Consider the following 19,972-nt stretch of genomic DNA (forward strand, 5'->3'; position numbering starts at 1 on the left):
GCGGGCGAGCCTATTTCCTATAGGATGTTGCTTTGCTAGTGTGTACTCGCTCACACCGGCACAGTCAAGGGGTTGTTGAGGAGACGAGATGGCCCAGCAGGAAGCTCGCGAGGGCCGACTCCGTCCCGCCCGTCGACTCACCCTCGCCGACGACGTCTACGAGTCGATAAAGACCCTGGTCATGGACCACATCCTGCCGCCGGGCGAGCGGGTCAACATCGACGCTCTCTCCCGAGAGCTGGACGTCTCCCCCACCCCTGTGCGCGAGGCGCTCGCCCGGTTGGAAGCCGACGGCCTGGTCCGTAAACGCCCGCTGTCCGGCTACACCACCACGCCGCTGCTGACCCGTGCCGAGTTCGACGACCTGTTCGAGGTCCGGCTGCTGTTGGAGGGTGCCACCGCCGGCCGGGCCGCCGCCCACGCCTCCACCGAGGAGCGGCAGCGGATCAGCACCGAGGCGGCGGCGACGATCGATGTGGAGGCCGGCGACGGCTACCGCCGACATGCCGCGTTCACCGCGCTGGACGCCACCTTCCACGACCTGATCGCCGAGGTGGCCGGCAGCCCACTGCTGCGGGACAGCATCACCCGGCTGCACTCCCACCTGCACCTGCACCGGCTGTACTTCCCGGTCACCGGCGCTCCGGACACCAACACCGAGCACCAACGCATCGCCGCCGCCATCGCCGCCGGTGACTCCGACGCCGACGCCGAGGCGATGCGGGCGCACCTGACCGCCGCCCGGGAGCGCCACCTGCCCGCCTTCGACCAGCTTCCCGCGCCCGGAGCACCGCGCGACCCGGCGTGACCACCCCCGACCCGTCCGAGGAGCAGCCGTGCGCATAGCCCTCTTCATCACCTGCGTGAACGACCTCGCGTACCCGGGCACCGGCATCGCTGTCACCCGCATCCTGCGGCGGCTCGGCCACACCGTCGAGTTCCCCGACCGGCAGACCTGTTGCGGGCAGATGCACGCCAACACCGGTTACCGGGCCGAGGCGATGCCGATGGTGCGCAACTACGTCGACGTGTTCGACGGCTACGACGCCGTCGTCGCACCGTCCGGGTCGTGCACCGCGATGATCCGCGACCAGTACCCGCGCCTGCACCCGCCCGCCACCTCGGTGGCCGCGCGCACCTACGAGCTGTCCGAGCTGCTCGTCGACGTTCTCGGCGTCACCGACGTCGGCGCCGAGTTCCCGGAGACGGTCACCTACCACCCCACCTGTCACGGCCTGCGGATGCTGCGCCTCGGCGACCGGCCGCTGACCCTGCTGCGCCAGGTGCGCGGGATCACACTGGTCGAGCTGGGCGACGCCGAGGAGTGCTGTGGTTTCGGCGGCACCTTCGCCCTGAAGAACCCGGACGTCTCCACAGCGATGCTCACCGACAAGTGCGCCCGGGTTCGTGACACCGGCGCACGGGTGCTGGCCGCCGCCGACAACTCCTGCCTGGCGCACATCGGCGGCGGCCTCGACCGCCACCGCTCGGGCGTACGGGCCATGCACTACGCCGAGATTCTCGCCGGGGCCAGCTCATGAGCCAGCCGGTCGCACCCGCCACCGGGAGCGGACGGATCCGCACGCCGCTGCCCTTTCCCACCGCCGCCAAACCGGCAGTCGCCGACCCGCAGCTGCGGGCCAACCTGCACCGGGCCACCCGCACCATCCGCGCCAAGCGCGCCCGGGTCGTCGACGAGGTACCCGACTGGGAGGCGCTGCGCGACGCCGGCTCGGCGATCAAGGCGGACGTCCAACGTCGGTTGCCGGAGCTGCTGGAGCAGTTCGAGGCATCCGTCACCGCCGCCGGCGCCACAGTGCACTGGGCCCGCGACGCGGCCGAGGCGTGCCGGATCGTGGTCGCGTTGACCCGGGCCGCCGGGGCCGACGAGGTCGTGAAGGTCAAGTCGATGGCGACCCAGGAGATCGAGCTCAACGAGGCGTTGGAGGCCGCCGGGATCGCCGCGTACGAGACCGACCTCGCCGAGTTGATCGTGCAGCTCGGCGAGGACACCCCCTCGCACATCCTGGTGCCGGCGATCCACTACAACCGGGCGCAGATCCGGGAGATCTTCCAGCGTCGCATGCCCGACGTGCCGGCCGACCTGAGCGACGAACCGGCCGCGCTGGCCGAGGCGGCCCGCGCCCACCTGCGACGACGGTTCCTCTCGGCCCGGGTCGCCGTCTCCGGCGCCAACTTCGCCGTGGCGGACACCGGCACCCTCGTGGTGGTGGAGTCCGAGGGCAACGGGCGGATGTGCCTCACCCTCCCCGAGACGTTGATCAGCGTCGTCGGCGTCGAGAAGCTGCTGCCGACCTTCACCGACCTGGAGGTCTTCCTGCAACTGCTGCCCCGGTCCTCGACCGGCGAGCGGATGAACCCGTACACCTCGATGTGGACCGGTGTCACCCCCGGCGACGGTCCGCAGGACGTGCACGTCGTCCTTGTCGACAATGGCCGCTCCGCCGTGCTCGCCGACCCGGTGGGGCGGCCGGCGCTGTCCTGCATCCGTTGCTCCGCCTGCCTCAACGTCTGCCCGGTGTACGAGCGGGCCGGCGGGCACGCGTACGGCTCGGTGTATCCGGGGCCGATCGGGGCGATCCTGTCGCCGCAGCTGACCGGGGTGGCCGACAACGCCTCGCTGCCGTACGCGTCGACCCTCTGCGGCGCCTGCTACGACGTCTGCCCGGTGAAGATCAACATTCCGGAGATCCTGGTCCACCTCCGCCAGCAGGCGCCGCATCCGCCGGCCGAACGGGCCGCCATGGGTGTCCTGTCCTGGGTGATGCGCAGCCCTCGGCGCTGGGCCGCCGCCCTGCGCCTGGCCCGGGCGGGTGCGGGGCCGCTCGGGGCGTACCGGATGCGCCGCACCGGCGCGCGTACGCTGCGCCGACTGCCCTGGCCCGGGTCGGCGTGGACCCGGTCGCGCGACCTGCCGCTGCCCGGGCCGCAGACCTTCCGGGAATGGTGGGGGAAGCAGTGAGCGCACGTGACGAGATCCTGGCGCGGCTGCGGACGGCCCTGGCCGACAGCCCGCCGCCGGTGCAGGTGCCCCGCCGCTACCGCCGGGTCGACGACCGCCCCGACCTGATCGCCACCCTGGTCGACCGCCTGGAGGACTACCGGGCGGTGGTCCACCATGGCATCGACGCCCTACCCCGGCTGCTCAGCGAGGTCGACCGGCTCGCCGTCCCCGCCGACCTGCCGGCCGACTGGCTGACCGGTTACGCCGGGCAGGTGCACCGCGACGCGCCCGCGCTGTCACCGGCCGTACTCGACGACCTGGACGCGGTGCTGACCGGCTGCGCGGTCGCGATCGCCGACACGGGCACCATCATCCTCGACGCCGGCCCGACGCAGGGGCGGCGGGCGCTCACCCTGGTGCCCGACCGGCACATCTGCGTCGTTCGCGCCGACCAGGTGGTCGGTCTGCTGCCCGAGGCGCTCACCCGACTGAACCCGCGCGCGCCGCAGACCTGGATCTCCGGCCCGTCCGCCACCAGCGACATCGAGCTGAACCGGGTCGAGGGAGTGCACGGCCCGCGCCGGCTGGAGGTCGTCCTGGTCGGCTCAGGAGCCTGACGACACCTGCTCGCGGGCCTCGCTCGCCGGCGCCCGCAGCGGAATGCCGCGCACGTTGAGCAGCATGACGATGCCCACGCCGACCACCAGGGCGATGTCGGCGACGTTGCCGACGAAGAACCCGGCGTAGTCGATGAAGTCCACGACGTGCCCGCGAGCGAACCCCGGCTCGCGCAAGAGGCGGTCCAGCAGGTGCGTCGTCGCGCCGCCGAGCACCAGGCCCAGCGCCACCGCCCAGGCCCGCGAGGTGACCCGCAGCGCCACGACCGTCACCGCGACCACCGCCGCCGCCGCGAACACCGCGAAGATCCAGGTGTACGCGGAGCCGATCGAGAAGGCGGCACCCGGGTTGTAGACGAGTCGCAGCTGCAGCAGGTCACCGAGAACGGTGATGGTCTGCCCGCCGGACAGCGCGGACTCGGCCCAGTACTTGGTGAGTTGATCCGCGGCGAGCACCACGGCAGCGATCAACACGACGACGCGGAACACCCCGGAACCCTAGCCGGTCGGTGGCAACAGTCACCACCGGCGGTGAACGCGAGCCCGCACGCCGGCGGCCCCGTTGATCAACAGCATGACGCACAAGCTTGGTAATTGCCAAAGACTGGCAACTGTGCCACCGTGATGATCAACGGTTGCGGCGTTGCGCCCACCCGACCAACGACTCCCCACACCACAGGAGCCCTCCGTGACCCGGATGCGTCCGACCGTCCGACGCTTCGCGGCGTCGACCGCGGCGGCGGGAATGCTCGTCCTCGCCGGCTGTTCGGCCCCGGCCACGCCCGACGGCTCAGCGGGCGGGACCACGCTGGTCGTGGCCACCTCCGACGAACCGGACGCGTTGAACCCGGTGCTCAACTACGGCGTCGACGGCGCCTCGCTGATCTTCGACGGCCTCGTCAGCCGGGACGCTGACAACCGCCTCGTGGCCTCTCTGGCCACGGCGTTGCCGGAGCTGTCGCCCGACGGGCGCACCGTGACCGCGAAGCTCCGCGACGGCGTGCAATTCCACGACGGCACCACGCTGACCGCCCCGGACGTCGTCTTCACGTACCAGGCGGTGCTGGACCCGAGGGTGGACTCCACGCTCCGCTCCGACCTGGACATGGTGGAGTCGGTGACCGCGCCCGACGCGGCCACCGTCGTGTTCCGGCTGCGCTACCCGTACGCGCCGTTCCTGCAACGGCTCACTCTCGGCATCGTGCCGGCCAGGCTGCTCAGCGGGCAGGACATCAACACCGCCGGGTTCAATCGCAAACCGGTCGGGACCGGGCCGTACAAGGTTGAGTCGTGGACGCCGGGCGACCGCCTGGTGCTCACCGCGAACGAGAGCTACTTCGCGGGCCGACCGAAGAACAACCGGGTGGTGGTGGCGTTCGTCGCCGACGACAACGTCCGCGCCCAGCGGATGCGCGCCGGCGAGTTCGACGCCGCCGAGCTGCCACCCAAGCTGGCCTCCGGCTTCGACGCCGACGCGGCGTACCGGGTGCAGCGGGTGCCGACCGCCGACTACCGGGGTGTGATGCTGCCGACGGGCAACCCGGTCCTCGCCGACCCGGCGGTCCGCCGGGCGCTCAACCTGGCCGTCGACCGGGCCGCGATGGTCTCCGGAATCCTCGGTGGCGCCGGCGAACCGGCGTTCGGCCCGATCCCGCCGACCTCCGAGTTCACCGACGCCTCGATCATCGGCAAGCCGACCGCCGACCCGACGGCGGCGGGCGCGCTGCTCGACGCGGCCGGCTGGACCCCCGGCCCCGGCGGGATCCGCGTCAAGGACGGCCGGCCGGCCCGGTTCACGCTGATGTACCCGGCCAGCGACACGCTGCGCAAGGACCTGGCGCTCGCCGTCACCGCCGACGCGAAGAAGATCGGCATCGGGGTCACCCCGGCCGGGCTCACCTGGGACGCCATCGACCCACGGATGAGATCCGACGCGCTGCTGATGGGCTACGGCACGCCGTACGACCCGGATTTCGTCTCGTACAAGCTGTTCAGCTCCCAGTTCGCCGGGCAGGGCTACTTCAACCCGGGCTCGTACCGCTCCGAGGTGACCGACCGGGCCCTCCAGCAGGGCCGCGACCAGATCGACCCGAATCTTCGCAGGGCCGCGTACGCGCGGTTCCAGAAGCAGTTGGCCGCCGACGTGCCGTGGCTGTTCCTCACCTACCTGCGGCACACCTACGTGCTGAAGTCCTCGGTGCGCGGTGTCGCTCCCCGCGTCGAGGCGCACGAGCACGGGGTGGCGAACAGCCTGTGGTGGAACATCGACACCTGGACCCGGTCGTGACCCGCTCCGGTCGACTGGCCGGGGCGAGGGCGGTGCTCCGGCGTCGGCTGCTCGTCGCCGTGCCGGTGCTCGCCGCGACCAGCGTCGGGATGTTCGCCCTCGGCGCCGCCTCGCCGGTCGACCCCGCGAAGCAGTACGCGGGCGCGGCGGCCTTCACCGCCAGCGAGGAGAACCTGGCCCAGCTGCGCGCGAACTGGGGCGTCGACGACCCGGTGCCGGTGCAGTACCTGCGCTGGATCGGCAACCTCGTGCGGGGCGACCTGGGCTGGTCGACCAGCCGGCACGAGCCGGTCGCCTCGGTGCTCGCCGCCCGGGCCGGCTGGACGCTGCTGCTGATCGGCGTGGCCCTGGCCCTGGCCCTGGTCGGGAGCCTGCTGCTGGGCTCGTTGGCCGCGTACCGCCGGGGTGGGCTGTTCGACCGCGCGCTGCGCGCCGGTGCGTACGCGGTGCAGTCGATGCCGGTCTTCTGGCTGGGCCTGGCCGCGATCGCCGTGTTCGCGCTGGCCCTGGGCTGGTTGCCGGCCGGCGGGCTCACCGATGTCACAGCGACCGGCACGTCCTGGGGCGACGTGGCGCACCACCTGATCCTGCCGGTCGGGGTGTTGGCCGTGTCCCAGGCGCCGTGGTTCGTGCTGTTCGTCCGGGACGCGGTCGCGGAGAGCATGCGCGACGACCACGTGCTCGCGGCGCGGGCGCGCGGGTTGCCCGGCCGGACGGTGCTGTTCGGGCACGCGCTGCGAACCGCGCTGCTGCCGTTCCTCACCCTGGTCGGCACCCACCTGCCCGAACTGGTCGGCGGGGCGGTGCTGGTCGAGACGGTCTTCTCCCTGCCGGGCCTCGGCGCGGTCACCGTCGCCGCCGCGCTGGGCAGCGACTTCCCGCTGCTGGCGGCGATCACGCTGGCCACCACCGCGGTGGTGCTGGCCGCGAACCTCGCGACCGACCTGGCCTACGCCGCCGCCGACCCGAGGGTACGACTCGATGGCTGACCTTGCTACCCGACCGCCACTGCTCCACGTGGCCCGGTCCCGGCTGCGGCTGCGCCCCGGCCAGACCGGTGTCGTCATCGCCGGTCTGGTCCTGCTGACGACCGTCGCCGGCTCGCTGCTCGCACCGCTCGTCTGGCCCCTCGACCAGAGCGCCGTCGCGCTGGACCAGACCCGGTTGGCGCCGTCCTGGACCCACCTCGCCGGCACCGACGATCTGGGCCGCGACGTGGCGCACCGCGCCGTCTACGGGCTGCGGGTCTCGTTGCTCGTCGGGGCTGTCGCCGCGCTCGTCGCCACCGTCCTGGGCGGCGTGGTCGGCGGGATCGCCGGCACGCTCGGCGGCCGGGTGGACCGGATCCTGATGCGGATCGTGGACACCATCGCCGCGATGCCGCACCTGCTGCTGGGCATCTTCATCGTGGCCATGCTGCGGCCCAGCCTCGGTGCCGTGATCGCCTCCGTCGGGCTCACCCACTGGCTGTCCACCGCCCGCATCGTCCGATCCGAGGTGCTCAGTCTGCGGAACCGACCGTTCATCGACGCCGCCATCAGCGGAGGAGCCGGCCGACTCCGGGTCCTCACCCGGCACCTGCTGCCGCACGTCCTGCCCCGACTGGCGCTGGCCACCACCCTGATGATCCCGCACGCGGTGTGGCACGAGACCGCCCTGTCGTTCCTCGGCCTGGGCCTGCCGCCGCACCTCGCCTCACTGGGCAACATGATCAATGACGGTCAGGGGTCGCTGCTGACCGGTGCGTGGTGGGCGAGCCTGGCGCCGGGCGCGGTCATCGTCGTCGTCACTTTCGCCATCGCGGTCCTCGCCGCCCGTTGGCGTGACCGCTTCGATCCCCGGGTTCGAGCGGAGCTGCACCTGTGACCACCACCGAATCCGTTCCCGCCCCGGCGTCGGCCCGCGCCGCCACGAGTCGGCCGCTGCTGGCCGTGGATGGCCTCGGCGTCGAGTTCCGGCTGCGCGACGCGCGGGTGCGCGCCGTCACCGATCTCCACCTCACCGTCCGGGCCGGCGAACTGCTGGCCGTCGTCGGCGAGTCCGGCTGCGGCAAGTCCGTCCTGGCCCACGCCCTGCTCGGCCTGCTGCCGGGCAACGCCACGACCACCGGCCACGCCGTCCTGCACGAGTCGGACGGCGAACCGGTCGACCTGATCACCTGCGGTCAACGCCAGCTGGCCCGGCGGGTACGCGGGCGCCTGGTGGGCCTGGTTCCACAGAGCCCGGCCACCGCCCTGAACCCGGTCCGCACCGGACGGCGGCTACTCGCCGAGACGCTGCGGGCGCACGGCCGCGACCGCGCCGACGCCGACCAGCTCGCCGTCGACGTCGGGCTCGACCCGGCGGACCTGGACCGCTACCCCCACGAGCTGTCCGGCGGGATGGCACAGCGGCTGGTCACCGCGCTCGCGCTGGCACCAGACCCGGCGCTGCTCATCGCCGACGAGCCCACCACCGGGCTGGACCGGCCGCTGGTCGACCACACCCTCGACCTGCTGCGCCGCCGCTGCGACAACGGCGCCGCCGTCGTGCTCATCACGCACGACCTGGCCGCCGCGCGCCGGGTCGCCGACACCGTCGCCGTGATGTACGCCAGCCGCGTCGTGGAGCACCGCGACACCGACGAACTCTTCACCGCGCCGACCCACCCGTACGCCTCGGCGCTGCTCGACGCCCTGCCGGACCGGGCCTTCCGGCCGGTGCCCGGCGACCCGCCGATGCTCACCGCGCTGCCCCCCGGTTGCGCGTTCGCGCCCCGCTGCCCGCACCGCACCGACACCTGCGCTCACCCACCAGAGCCGACACCGGTCGCCGGTGGCGGCACCGTGGCCTGCCACCACCCGATCCGCACCGGAGCCAACCCGTGACCAGCACGCCACACCTGCTCGCCGACGAGGTGACCGTCGGGTACGGCCGCCAGGTCGTCCTCGACCGCGTCACGGTGCGGATCGACCGGGGCGAGACGGTCGGACTGCGCGGGCCGTCCGGCTGCGGAAAGTCGACACTGGTACGGGTCCTGGCCCTGCTGCACCAGCCCGATCAGGGCCGGGTCAGCATCGACGGCACCGCAGTGAGCGCCGTCCGGTACGCCGTGCCGGTGGCCCTACGGACCCGCGTCGCCGCCCTCTTCCAGAGCCCGCGCGCCGCCGCCGATCCCCGGCTGAGCCTCACCGACCTGATCGCCGAACCGCTGCGCGCCACCCGGACACCCGAGGCGGCGGTCCGGGAACGGGTCACCGAACTCGCCGACCTGGTCGGCCTCACCGCGGATCTGCGCAGCCGACGTCCGCACGCGGTCTCCGACGGGCAACTGCAACGCGCCTGCCTGGCCCGGGCCCTCGTGCACCGTCCCGACTACCTGCTCTGCGACGAGGCCACCGCGATGCTCGACGCCTCCACGCAGGCGCACGTCGCCGCCGTCATCCGCGACTACCAGCTGGCCCAGCAGGCCGGGGTCCTGGTCATCAGCCACGACCAGACTCTGCTGGAGCGCTGGAGCGACCGGATCGTCGACCTGGCCGGCACGGCACCCGCACGGACCTGACCTCCCGGCCGACGGGTTCCCACTCAGTCGGCGACGTCCACGATGACCTTGCCGTTGGCGGTGCCGTCGGCAACCAGGCGGTGGGCGTCCATCACCGTGTCGAGCGTGAACCGGCGCGCGTCCAGTCGGGGACGCAGCGCACCGGCTTCGGCCAGCGCCGCGATCTCGCGCAGGATGGAACCGTGGTGGTCACGGCCCCGCCCGGTGAGCATCGGCAGCAGGGTGAACACGCCGGAGTAGGTGGCGCCACGGAACGACAGCGGGGCGAGCGAGTGTGCGCCCCAGCCCAACGCGCTGACGACGTGCCCGTGGTAGGTGCGGACCGCCGCGAACGAGGCGTCGAGGGTCGTGCCACCGACGTTGTCGACGATGATGTCGAAACCCTCACCGCCGGTGTGTCTCTCGACGTACTCGTCGACGGTGCTCGTGGTGTAGTCGATCGGCACGGCGCCCAGGCTCTCGATCACCGGCAGGTTCGCCGGCCGGCCCGTGGCGTACACCTCGGCGCCTCGCGCCCGGGCGAGTTGCACGCCCACGTACCCGACCCCGCCGGCGCCGCCGTGCACCAGCACCTTCTGCCCGGCGTGGACCCCGGCCCGGTCGACCAGACCTTCCCAGGAGGTGACTGCCGCCAACGGCAACGCGGCGGCCTCCCGCATCGAGAGGTTGTTCGGCTTGTGAGCCAGCAACCGGGCGTCCACGGCGGTGTACTCGGCCAGCGAGCCCGGCAGGTCACCGACTCCCCCGCACAGCCCGTACACCTCGTCTCCCGGGGCGAAGCCGGTCACCTCCGCGTCGACCGCCGCGACCACACCGGCGAGGTCCATGCCGAGCACCGCGGGTAGCTGGACACGCGCGTGTGCGGCCTTCCCCGCCTGGATCTTCGTGTCGAGCGGGTTGACCCCGCTGGCGACGACCCGCACCAGCACCTGCCCGGGCCCGGGGGCGGGGTCGCCGATCTCCTCGACCGTCAGCGGAACGTCGAACTCCCGCAGCACCGCAGCCCGCATAGCCCCCACACTCTCCGTGATCGAGACGTCAGGTGGACGCTAACCGACCGGATTGCCGACCGGGCGGCTTCTTCGGTGACCGCCGCTGGCACCCGCCGGAAACTTTCGCCCGACGCCGGCCGACCATCCCGGTGCCACCGTTCCACCCGCCCCGCTTTTGCCATCTGAGGAAAAAGATCGCCACCTCTTGTAAAAAGTCTCCGCGCCGTCAGGATATTCAGATGCGTCGTCACCCTCAGATCGCAGGGCGGGTGGTCTCGGGCCTCCTCGCGTTCCTCCTCGTCTCGGCTGTCGCCCTCCTCGCGTCCGCTCAGCCCGCCGCAGCTCACGGGACCCTCGCGATGTCCACGCCGGCGGCAGGCGCCACGGTGCGCGAGGCGTTGACGTCGGTGCGGCTGTTCTTCACCGAGAAGGCCGCGGCCAACGCGTACTTCACGGTCACCGCGCCCGGTGGCATCCGGGTCGACAACGGCTGGTCGTACGGGGAGCCGAAGCCACTGGACAAGCCGGTACGCGAGTACTTCCTGGTGAACGGCCAGTTCGAGCCGCGCGAGTACACGACCGGGTTCCCCGCGACGGTGGCGGTCGCACACCTGCCGGCCAAGGGCGAGTACTCGGTGAGCTACCTGTCGGTCGCCTCGGACGGCGACCCCGTACGCGGCACCGTGACCTTCCGCTACAACGGGCCGGTGACTGCGGCACCGAAGGGGTGGAGCCCGCCGTCGACCCAGCCAGACCCGGCGCTGCTGGCCGCTGCCGAGCAACACGGGTCGTCCGGGCAGGCGTCGGCAGTGCCGACGGTCGCGGCCGAGACCCCGATTCCGCCGTCCGCGGCAGCGGCTGCTCCGATCGAGTCGACTGACGAGAGCGGCCCCGGAGCGGTCGCGTGGGTCGGCCTGGCGGTGGTCGCGGTGGCGGTCGCGGCGGCCGGATCCGTCGTCTGGCGTCGGCGGACGGCCTCCACTGGCAGACCCGCCGGCCGGGGCCGTACCGCGCCGGCGACATCCGGTCGACGCGGCGCCGGCACCCGTCCCGGAACCAGGACCCCCGGCACCAAGGGCGCCGGTAGCAGGACCGCCGCTGCCAAGACTGGCGGCGGCAGGGCGGTCGGTGGCAGAACCGACGCAGACCGGGCCGCCGCGACGACCGGCAACGGTACGCAGACCTCGGACACTCGACCGCCCGCCGACCCCGGAGCGTCGCCGGACCCGGACCTCGCCAGCGCGACGCCCCGGTCCCGGCTGAGCAACACCGGGCTGGCACTGTTCGTCGGTGCCCTGGTGCTGGCCCTGCTCGGCGGGTTCGGCTTGGCGCGCATCAGCGGCAACGAGGGCCCGGCCGCCAACACCGCCCGGCAGCCGGCGGGCGGTCCGCCCGCCTCCGGCCCGGCGGTGTCCGCGACCGACGGACACCAACACCCGGCGGGCACCGGGCCGCACACGCACCGGGGCGACAGCGGAACAGGCGAGACGCTTACCACCGGGACGACCGTCAGCGCCGCCGGCTTCACGCTGCAACCGCTGGAACGAACCCAACCCGCCGGGGTACGCGCCGACTACCGCTTCCGCATCGTCGGCACCGACCGGCAGCCGGCGACCCGCTTCGCGGTCGTGCACGACAAGCCGTTGCACCTGATCGTGGTGGGCCGGGACCTGACCGGCTACCAGCACCTGCACCCGACGATGGCACCCGACGGCACCTGGAGCGTCCCGCTGACGCTGGCCCGACCCGGCGGCTACCGCGTCTACGCCGATTTCTCCGTCACCAGTGCCAACGGCAGCCAGCAGCCCCTGGTGCTGGGCGTCGACCACACGGTGCCCGGCGCGCACACCCCGGCCGCGCTGCCGCCGCCGCAGGCACAGGCGGCGGCTGGTCCGTTCACCGTGTCGATGACCGGCACCCCGACGGTGGGGGTGACGGCGCCGATCCACTTCCAGGTCACCAGCGCCGGCACACCCGCGCAGTTGCAGCGGTACCTGGGCGCGTACGGGCACCTGGTCGTCGTGCGGGAGGGCGACCTCGGCTACGTGCACGTCCACCCCGAGCAGGAGCTGGTCGACGGGACCGTCAAGTTCTGGTTGACCGTGCCAAGTGCCGGCCGGTACCGGGCCTTCTTCGACTTCCAGGTCGCCGGCACGGTGCACACCGGGGAGTTCACGATCGACGTGCCCTGAGCCTGGAACTTTCTCCGTGCTGCTGCCGACCTACCAGCCAGCAGCAACCATCGGAGGAAGAACACATGCGCAGCGCCAGCCCGCTCCGTCCACGCCGCCGCTCGGCCGCGATCCTCGCCGCCACGATCCTGACGGTGGGCACCGCCGGTTGCGGCTCGTCCGACTCTCCGGCGACCGCGCAGGCGGGACCGTCGGTGTCGGCGTCGGCCAACCCGGACGCTGGTGTGCTCGGCATTCGTGACCCGTGGGTGAAGGCCGCCGACAAGGGCATGACGGCGGCCTTCGGCACCCTGGTCAACGACGGCGACGTCGACGTCACGGTGACAGGTGCCACCACCGCCCTGTCCTCGATGGAACTGCACGAGATGGCCATGAAGGACGGCACTATGGTCATGCGGCAGAAGCAGGGTGGCATCGTGATCAAGGCCGGGAGCACCCACGCGTTGGAGCCCGGCGGCGACCACCTCATGCTGATGAACCTCAGCAGGCCCGTTCGGGCCGGCGACGAGGTGACCTTCACCTTGACGTTCGCCGACGGCAGGACCCAGCAGTTCCGCGCCGTGGCCAAGCCGTTCACCGGCGCGCAGGAGAGCTACGCCCCGGGGCACGGTCAGCCCATGCACGGCACGAGCGCCACGCCGGAGATGAGCACGAGCCCGGCATCGTGACGCGGACGCCACGTGTGCGGCCGGTAAGCAGGCGTGGTCTGCTCACCGGCGGAGCCCTGGCCGCCGGAGGGGCTCTGGCCGGCGGTGCCGCCATCGCCGCGACTCGTACCGGCAGCGGGCAACCACCGGCCGCCGCCGACCCCACGGCGGTGGCAAGCGTCGGCGGCCTGGTCGAGCCGTTCCACGGCGCCCGGCAGGCCGGGGTGGCCACCGAACCGCAGGCGCACGCGTCGTTCGTGGCGCTCACGCTGCGGGCCGGCGTCGACCGGGCCGCGCTGGGCCGGATGTTGCGGTTGCTCACCGACGACGCCGCCCGACTCACCCAGGGCCGGCCCGCGCTGGCCGACACCGAGGCCGAACTGGGGCTGCTGCCGGCACGGCTGACAGTGACCATCGGCTTCGGGCCCGGCCTCTACCGGGCGGCCGGCGTCGACGACCGCCGGCCGGCATCGGTCACCGACCTGCCGTCGTTCCGCATCGACCGGCTCCAGCCGGCCTGGTCCGGCGGGGACCTGCTGCTCCAGATCTGCGCTGACGACGCGATCACCGTGGCCCACGCCCAACGGGTGCTGATCAAGGACAGCCGACCGTTCGCCACAGTGCGGTGGGTCCAGCAGGGCTTCCGGCGCAGCCCCGGTGTCGAGCCGGGTGGCCACACCCAACGCAACCTGTTCGGTCAGCTCGACGGCACCGCCAACCCGCGACCCGGCGCGCCCATGGACACCGCGCTCTGGGTGCCGGACGGCCCGGCGTGGCTGCGCGACAGCACCACCGTGGTGGTGCGGCGGATCAGCATGAACATGGAAACCTGGGACCTGCTCGGCCGGGCCGACCGCGAACTCGCCGTCGGGCGGCGGCTCGACACCGGTGCCCCGCTCACCGGCACCGCCGAGCACGACGAACCCGACTTCGCCGCCACCGATCCGGACGGGCTCACCGTCATCCCCGACTTCTCCCACCTCACCCGGGCGCACGTCACCGACGACCGGCTGAAGATCCTCCGCCGGCCGTACAACTACGACGGGGTGCCGACGGCGGACGGTCACGCGGACAGCGGCCTGATCTTCACGTCGTACCAGGCCGACATCGCCCGGCAGTTCCTGCCCATCCAGCGCCGGCTGGCAGACCGGGACCTGCTCAACGAGTGGACCACGCCGATCGGCTCCGCGGTCTTCGCCATCCCGCCCGGATGTCCACCGGGCGGTTGGATCGGCGAGCAGGTGCTCGGATGACCAGGTCGCCGTCGCGCCCCACCGCCGTCCGGCTCGGCGCGGCGGTGCTCGCCGTCCTCGTGGCGGTGCTCATCCCGGCCGGCCCGGCCTGGGCGCACAACTCGCTCCGGGCGGCCACGCCCGCCCGGGACGCGACACTGTCGAGCGCACCGACCGAGGTCACGCTGGAATTCATGCGGCGGCTCGACCCCACCTTCACCACGATCGTGCTCACCGACGCCGCCAAGCGGAAGCTTCCCACCGGCGAACCGGTGGTCACCGGGGCGACGAGCACGGTTCAGGTGACAGACACCCTGCCGAACGGGACCTACACGGTCGCCTACCGGGTCGTCTCCGTCGACGGGCACCCGGTGCAGGGGTCGTACCCGTTCACGGTGGCCGATCCCTCGTCCAGCGCCGCGCCGGTTGCCAACCTCAGCGCCTCAGCGCCCGCCCCAGCCGCCGCCGGCGCGGAGTCCGACGACGGCCCGAGCGGTGTGCTCGTGGCGGGGGCCGCGCTGGCCCTCCTCGTCCTGGTGACGGCCGTTGGGCTGCGGTGGCGACGGACGGTGCGGCGCTGATCAGACGGTGATCCGCTCCACAGTGGGGCGGACCGGCGACGCGCACCGCACGGCCCGGACCGACCGGCCCGGTCTTGCACGTCTCCGGAACCAGCGGCGTCTCTCCCCCGACTACCGGTCAGGGGCCGACGCGACACCTCACCGGGCGACCAGACCAGCACGGGAGACACCTACCGGGTGACTCCCGACTCTTCCGATCGGATCACCATGTCTCTCACCGAACTGTCCGGCACGCCGCAGCCGGAACCCGCCATCACCGCCGAGAAACCGGCCCGAGCCGCCCGGCGCACGTCGCCGTTCGGCGCGCTGCTGCTGCGGCTGCACTTCTACGCCGGCATCCTCGTCGCCCCGTTCCTGGTGGTCGCCGCACTGACCGGTCTGGCCTACACCACAGCACCGCAACTCGACACGATCCTCTACGGCAACCAGCTCACCGTCGCCGAGGTGGGTGAGCGTCAGCTGCCATTGGCCGAACAGATCGGGGCGGCCCGCAACGCGCACCCCGACGGCAGCATCACCACCGTGCAACCCGGCGACGGCGACCGGACCACGAAGGTGGTGTTCTCCCTGCCCGAGCTTGGCGAGAAGCAGCACACCGTCTACATCGACCCGTACACCGCCGAGTCCCAGGGCCAGCTCACCACCTGGTTCGGGTCCACGCCGGCCGTCACCTGGCTGGACGACCTGCACCGCCACCTGCACCTGGGCACGGTCGGCGAGCACTACTCCGAGCTGGCCGCGAGCTGGCTGTGGGTGATGGCGCTCGGCGGGGGCATCCTCTGGTGGCGTCGACGCGGCGCCGCCCGAGCCGCAGCCCGGCATCTGCTCGTGCCGGACCTGTCCACGGGTAAGGGTGTTCGTCGTACCCGAGGGTGGCACGCCACCACCGGCATCTGGCTCACCGTCGGTCTCCTCTTCCTCTCGGTCACCGGTCTGACGTGGTCCCGCTACGCCGGTGCGAACTTCGCCGACGGCCTCGACGCGGTGAACGCCCGCACCCCGGAGATCTCCACCAGCCTCACGGCCGGCCCCACCGCCCCTGCCGAGACCGGCGGGGGCCACGAGCACGGTGCCGCCGGGGTTGGCGGGGTCGTCGAGTCGGCGGCGTTCGACCGGGTCCTGGGCGTCGCTCGCGACGCGGGCCTCTCCGGTCCCGTCGAGATCACCCCCGCGCCGGAGCCGGGTTCCGCCTGGACTGTCACCCAGGTCGACAACACCTGGCCGGTCAACAAGGACCGCATCGCCGTCGACCCGGCCACCGGCGCGGTGACCGCCCGCAGCGACTTCGCCGACTGGCCCCTGCTGGCCAAACTGAGCGGCCTCGGCATCCAGGCCCACATGGGGATCCTCTTCGGCCTGGTCAACCAGATCCTGCTCGCCGCGCTCGCCCTCGGGCTGCTCTGCGTCATCTTCTGGGGTTACCGCATGTGGTGGCAGCGTCGACCCACCCGCGCCGACCGACGCGCCCTCGCCGGCACCCCGCCGGCGCGCGGCGGTGTACGCGGTCTGCCGCTCTGGGCGTTGCTGATCGGCGTACCGGTGACCGTGGCGATCGGCTGGGCGCTCCCGCTGTTCGGGATCACAGTGCTCGCCTTCCTCGTCATCGACGTGGTGGTGGGGGCGGTGTCCCGACGCCGACGACTCGCGGCTCCTACCTCCCCGGCACCCGCGGGGCGCTGATCCACCGGTCCGGCCGTCCGTGACGCGACGGACGGCCGGACGCGAAGACGCTCAGATCACCACCTGTTTGGTGTTCGGCAGACTGTCCACGATCGACGTCGACACGTTGATCGTGTCGGCGATGATCTCGTGGGGCGTGTTGGCCATCCACTGCATCACCGAGATGTCCTCGAACCGGGGATGGCGGAACATCTCCAGGAACACCAGCGGCTCGTCACCGGTGTTCTCGATGTAGTGGCCGTAGGCGAAGGGCACGTACCCCACGTCGCCGGCCTGGAAGTCGAACGTCCGGGCGGCGGCCTGCGCGGCGAACACGCCCATCCGTGCGGTGCCGGAGATGTAGTACTGCCACTCGTCGGTGGTGGGATGCCAGTGCAGTTCGCGCATCCCACCCGGCTCGACCTCCACCAGTGCCGCGGCGGTGGTCACGGAGGCGGCGAAGTTGGTCGAGTCGGTGATCCGGACGGTTCCGCCGCGGAAACGCTGCGGGGTCTGGGCGAGCATCCGGTGCTTGAAGCTTCGGGGGATGTCGCCGGTCGGGCTGACCACCCGGTCCTGTTGCAGTGGTGGTGGGACGTCGCCCTGGAAGATGTACTTCTCCCGCTCGGGCAGGTTCTCCATCTGTTCCGGCGTCCAGCCGAAGTTCTTGGCCAGCACGTGCCGAGGGGTGTGCGCGAAGAAGTCGCTGAGCAGGAACGTGTTGTTCTCCGAGAACGCGCCGTCGTCGAAGACCAGCAGGAACTGCGCGCCGTCCTGCAACGCCTGGATGTTGTGCGGCACACCCTGCGGAAAGAACCACAGGTCGCCCGCCTTCACGTCCTCGATGAAGTTGCGTCCCTCGTGGTCGACGGCGCTGATCCGGCAGCTTCCGCTGAGCATGTACGCCCACTCCGACTGCTGGTGCCAGTGGATCTCCCGGTACGCGCCCGGTTCGAGACCGAACTGGACGCCGGCCAACTGGGTGGCGATCGGGAGGTCGCGGCTGGTGACCTCCCGGGTCCAGCCGCCCTTCTCCACCCGGGTGTGCGCCTGCGAGAACGAGAACTTGAGGTTGGGCACCAACCGGCTGTCGGTGGTGGGTGGAACCACAAGGTCCGGGTTCTGCCGCTCAAGCGCGACGTTGCGGCCCGCGAAGGGCGGTGCGCCCTGGTCGCCGCGCCTCGGTTCGGGATCACTGTCAGCCATGATCGCTGTCTCCTCACTCGGGTCGGACCGGCTCGGGCGCGGGAACGGATCCGCCACGCAGCCGCAGCCGCGACGAGATTCCCAGCAGGGCACGCACTCCGGGCCGGCCGTGCTGGATCGCGATCGCGACCGGGATCGCCACCGCGATCGCCGTCAGCACCAGACGGGTCCACGCCGGAGCGTGACCACCCACCCCGGTGCCGGCATAGACGACGAACATCAGCAGCACGACCCGGAGCCGAGGCAGACCGGGAGGGTCGGTGAGCGGGGCCATGGTTCGATGATCGGCGCGGAACACCGACCGTCGCATCACGTGATCGCGCCATTACCGCACACCAGTTCCCGGACGGCACGGGCCATTCGACGCAATCCCGCCGGTTCGGCGATCCGGTCTCCCGTACGTGCCGGCGTGGCTAGGCTCGGTCGCAGGACGGCATTTCGACGCGCCGGGTAACAACCGGGGAGAACGCCATTGTCCGAATCATCCTTCAGCTCCGGAACGCTCTCGGCCGACGACATCACCACCGAGCAACGACGGCACCGGCTCTTCGAGGCCGCGGACCAGCTCCGGCTCGCCGGGCGCGGGACGGAGGCGCTCCACATCCTGGCGGCCGAGGTCGCGACGAGCCGCGGCGGCGAGCCGCACCGCACCCTGGTGCTCGGTCGGGTGGCGCGGACCGTCGCACTGGAACAGCCGACCATCGCCCTCACCGGCCTGCGGGAGGCACTGAACCTCCGGCTGGACGCCCGCAGTCGCGCCACGGTGCTCGCCCTGGTCGCCACGGTCGCGGCCCGCACGGGTCATCCGGACACCGACGCCCTGCTGCGCGACGCGGGCACCGCGCACGCCGCGTCGGGTGACCAGTCGTCCGCTCGCCATCTCGCCCTCGGCCGGGCCGCCCGCTCGCTCGCGCACGGTGACCTGCCGGGCGCCCAGGCCGTGCTGGCGGCCCTGGATCCGAACTCCTGGTCGGCCCGCGCCGACGCCCCGTCCATCCGGGCCGAACGGATCCTCGTCGCGCTCGGCCTGGGCCGGCACCCGGACGCCCGGGCCGCCGCCCGCCAGGCGCCGGATGACGGCGACGGGCCGCTCACCGGGCTGACCGCGCTGGACTGCCTGCGCATGGTGGCGGTGGGCGAGTTGCCCGAGGCGGCCGCGCTGGCCGTCACGACGCTCAGCTCCGGCTCGGCGGACCTCAGCAGAGAGGTGCGCGCCCTGCTGGTTGCGGTGATCGGTGAGGTGCGCTACCGCCGTGGTGAGCACGACGACGCCCGCGCCATCCTGCGCACCTGCCTCGCCGAGGACCGCTGGCCCGACCGGACGATGTGGAGCCCGGCGTTCTGCGTGGCAGCCCGCGACCCGGCCGTGAGCACGCCGGCGGGCCTGCTCACCAGGGTCGTCGCCGACCTGCACCGCTCGGTCCGGCCGCTGCTGCCGGTGCCGCACTTCGGTCCCCGGCTGGTACGCGCGGCGGTGGCCACCGGCGACACCCGAGCCGCCCGCCGGGTCACCGAACTGGTCGAGCTGGTGTCCACCCGTACGCCGGTGCCGCTGTGGCGCGCGCTGGCCGACCAGAGCCGGGGGTTGCGCGACGGCGACCCGGACGCGCTCCGGTCGGCGGTCGACCAGCTGCGCACCACCGCCGCCCGGCCGGCGCTGGCCGACGCGCTGCTCGACCTGGCGAACAACCCTCGGCTGCGCCCCGGGGAGGCGCGCGACGCCGCGCACGAGGCTGCTGCCCTCTACGCCCGGATCGGCGCCCCCGGCGACCAGGCGATTGCCGACCGGCGCTGCGCCGACCTCAGCGGCACCCCGCGGCACCGGCCGTCGATCGACGAGCCGCCCGGTGGGGGCCTCGACGCGCTCACCCCCGCCGAGGAGCGGGTCGCCGAGATGCTCGCCGCCGGCGCCACGAAAAAGGAGGCGGCCAGGAGCCTCTTCGTCTCCTTCCACACCGTGGACACCCAGCTCCGGTCCATATATCACAAGCTGGGCATCAACAACCGGATGCAGCTGGTGCGGGCCTGGGAGAGGACCAGACGATAATCG

At 72.5% G+C, this 19,972-nt stretch carries 19 protein-coding genes; 15 read left to right on the plus strand and 4 right to left on the minus strand.

Going from position 1 to position 19,972, the window contains the following annotated elements:
• Positions 1-88 precede the first annotated feature (88 nt).
• The 4 genes from IF22_RS0109880 to IF22_RS0109895 are packed head-to-tail and all read left to right on the plus strand — an operon-like array spanning position 89 to position 3,582.
• Positions 89-808, plus strand: coding sequence for a GntR family transcriptional regulator (locus IF22_RS0109880; protein WP_051708289.1), 720 nt, complete (start codon positions 89-91; stop codon positions 806-808).
• Between the two features lie 28 nt (positions 809-836).
• A complete protein-coding gene (locus IF22_RS0109885) occupies positions 837-1,541 on the plus strand; it encodes a (Fe-S)-binding protein (protein ID WP_030330527.1) in 705 nt (234 codons plus the stop codon).
• The gene (locus IF22_RS0109890) at positions 1,538-2,983 is read left to right on the plus strand and encodes a LutB/LldF family L-lactate oxidation iron-sulfur protein (protein ID WP_030330529.1); all 1,446 of its coding nucleotides are present in this window, start codon (positions 1,538-1,540) and stop codon (positions 2,981-2,983) included. The genes IF22_RS0109885 and IF22_RS0109890 overlap by 4 nt, the downstream gene beginning before the upstream one ends.
• Entirely contained in the window at positions 2,980-3,582 is a 603-nt protein-coding gene (locus IF22_RS0109895) for a LutC/YkgG family protein (RefSeq protein ID WP_245233581.1), read from the plus strand. Before IF22_RS0109890 ends, IF22_RS0109895 begins: the two co-directional genes overlap by 4 nt.
• Here IF22_RS0109895 and IF22_RS0109900 read toward each other — a convergent pair.
• Positions 3,571-4,071, minus strand: coding sequence for a signal peptidase II (locus IF22_RS0109900; protein ID WP_030330531.1), 501 nt, complete (start codon positions 4,069-4,071; stop codon positions 3,571-3,573). The genes IF22_RS0109895 and IF22_RS0109900 overlap by 12 nt on opposite strands.
• 208 nt (positions 4,072-4,279) lie before the next feature.
• Here IF22_RS0109900 and IF22_RS35860 point away from each other — a divergent pair, with 208 nt between their 5' ends.
• The 5 genes from IF22_RS35860 to IF22_RS0109925 are packed head-to-tail and all read left to right on the plus strand — an operon-like array spanning position 4,280 to position 9,413.
• Entirely contained in the window at positions 4,280-5,869 is a 1,590-nt protein-coding gene (locus IF22_RS35860) for an ABC transporter substrate-binding protein (protein ID WP_030330533.1), read from the plus strand.
• The gene (locus tag IF22_RS0109910) at positions 5,839-6,858 is read left to right on the plus strand and encodes an ABC transporter permease (protein WP_245233582.1); all 1,020 of its coding nucleotides are present in this window, start codon (positions 5,839-5,841) and stop codon (positions 6,856-6,858) included. The genes IF22_RS35860 and IF22_RS0109910 overlap by 31 nt, the downstream gene beginning before the upstream one ends.
• A complete protein-coding gene (locus IF22_RS0109915) occupies positions 6,851-7,735 on the plus strand; it encodes an ABC transporter permease (RefSeq protein ID WP_030330536.1) in 885 nt (294 codons plus the stop codon). Before IF22_RS0109910 ends, IF22_RS0109915 begins: the two co-directional genes overlap by 8 nt.
• Positions 7,732-8,736: an ABC transporter ATP-binding protein gene (locus IF22_RS0109920; RefSeq protein WP_051708290.1), complete on the plus strand. Its 1,005-nt coding sequence runs from the start codon at positions 7,732-7,734 to the stop codon at positions 8,734-8,736. Before IF22_RS0109915 ends, IF22_RS0109920 begins: the two co-directional genes overlap by 4 nt.
• Positions 8,733-9,413 carry an ABC transporter ATP-binding protein gene (locus IF22_RS0109925; protein WP_051708291.1) on the plus strand — a complete coding sequence of 227 codons (681 nt, stop codon included), beginning with the start codon at positions 8,733-8,735 and terminating at the stop codon, positions 9,411-9,413. The genes IF22_RS0109920 and IF22_RS0109925 overlap by 4 nt, the downstream gene beginning before the upstream one ends.
• 23 nt (positions 9,414-9,436) lie before the next feature.
• Here IF22_RS0109925 and IF22_RS0109930 read toward each other — a convergent pair whose 3' ends face one another.
• The gene (locus IF22_RS0109930) at positions 9,437-10,423 is read right to left on the minus strand and encodes a zinc-dependent alcohol dehydrogenase family protein (protein WP_030330540.1); all 987 of its coding nucleotides are present in this window, start codon (positions 10,421-10,423) and stop codon (positions 9,437-9,439) included.
• Positions 10,424-10,644: 221 nt separating this feature from the next.
• Between IF22_RS0109930 and IF22_RS0109935 the strand changes: the two genes are divergently transcribed.
• The 5 genes from IF22_RS0109935 (at position 10,645) to IF22_RS0109955 (ending at position 16,737) form a co-directional block, all read left to right on the plus strand.
• On the plus strand, positions 10,645-12,597 hold the full coding sequence (locus IF22_RS0109935; RefSeq protein ID WP_030330542.1) for a copper resistance CopC family protein: 1,953 nt from the start codon (positions 10,645-10,647) through the stop codon (positions 12,595-12,597).
• Positions 12,598-12,662: 65 nt separating this feature from the next.
• Entirely contained in the window at positions 12,663-13,265 is a 603-nt protein-coding gene (locus tag IF22_RS0109940) for a copper chaperone PCu(A)C (RefSeq protein WP_030330544.1), read from the plus strand.
• Positions 13,266-13,279: 14 nt separating this feature from the next.
• Entirely contained in the window at positions 13,280-14,497 is a 1,218-nt protein-coding gene (locus IF22_RS0109945; protein WP_425339844.1) for a Dyp-type peroxidase, read from the plus strand.
• Entirely contained in the window at positions 14,494-15,057 is a 564-nt protein-coding gene (locus IF22_RS0109950) for a copper resistance CopC family protein (RefSeq protein WP_030330547.1), read from the plus strand. Before IF22_RS0109945 ends, IF22_RS0109950 begins: the two co-directional genes overlap by 4 nt.
• 207 nt (positions 15,058-15,264) lie before the next feature.
• Positions 15,265-16,737, plus strand: a complete 1,473-nt coding sequence (locus IF22_RS0109955) for a PepSY-associated TM helix domain-containing protein (RefSeq protein ID WP_030330549.1) — start codon at positions 15,265-15,267, stop codon at positions 16,735-16,737.
• A gap of 51 nt (positions 16,738-16,788) precedes the next feature.
• Here the strand turns inward: IF22_RS0109955 and IF22_RS0109960 are convergent, their stop codons facing one another.
• Both IF22_RS0109960 and IF22_RS0109965 read right to left on the minus strand, forming a co-directional pair.
• Positions 16,789-17,922 carry an oxalate decarboxylase family bicupin gene (locus IF22_RS0109960; protein ID WP_030330550.1) on the minus strand — a complete coding sequence of 378 codons (1,134 nt, stop codon included), beginning with the start codon at positions 17,920-17,922 and terminating at the stop codon, positions 16,789-16,791.
• A 13-nt stretch (positions 17,923-17,935) separates the two neighbouring features.
• Positions 17,936-18,196 carry a hypothetical protein gene (locus IF22_RS0109965; protein WP_156057424.1) on the minus strand — a complete coding sequence of 87 codons (261 nt, stop codon included), beginning with the start codon at positions 18,194-18,196 and terminating at the stop codon, positions 17,936-17,938.
• A 198-nt stretch (positions 18,197-18,394) separates the two neighbouring features.
• On the opposite strand from IF22_RS0109965, the gene IF22_RS0109970 reads away from it, so the two are divergent.
• A complete protein-coding gene (locus IF22_RS0109970) occupies positions 18,395-19,969 on the plus strand; it encodes a helix-turn-helix transcriptional regulator (RefSeq protein WP_051708292.1) in 1,575 nt (524 codons plus the stop codon).
• Positions 19,970-19,972 lie beyond the last annotated feature (3 nt).

Source organism: Micromonospora parva, assembly GCF_000718515.1.
Classification (GTDB): domain Bacteria; phylum Actinomycetota; class Actinomycetes; order Mycobacteriales; family Micromonosporaceae; genus Micromonospora; species Micromonospora parva.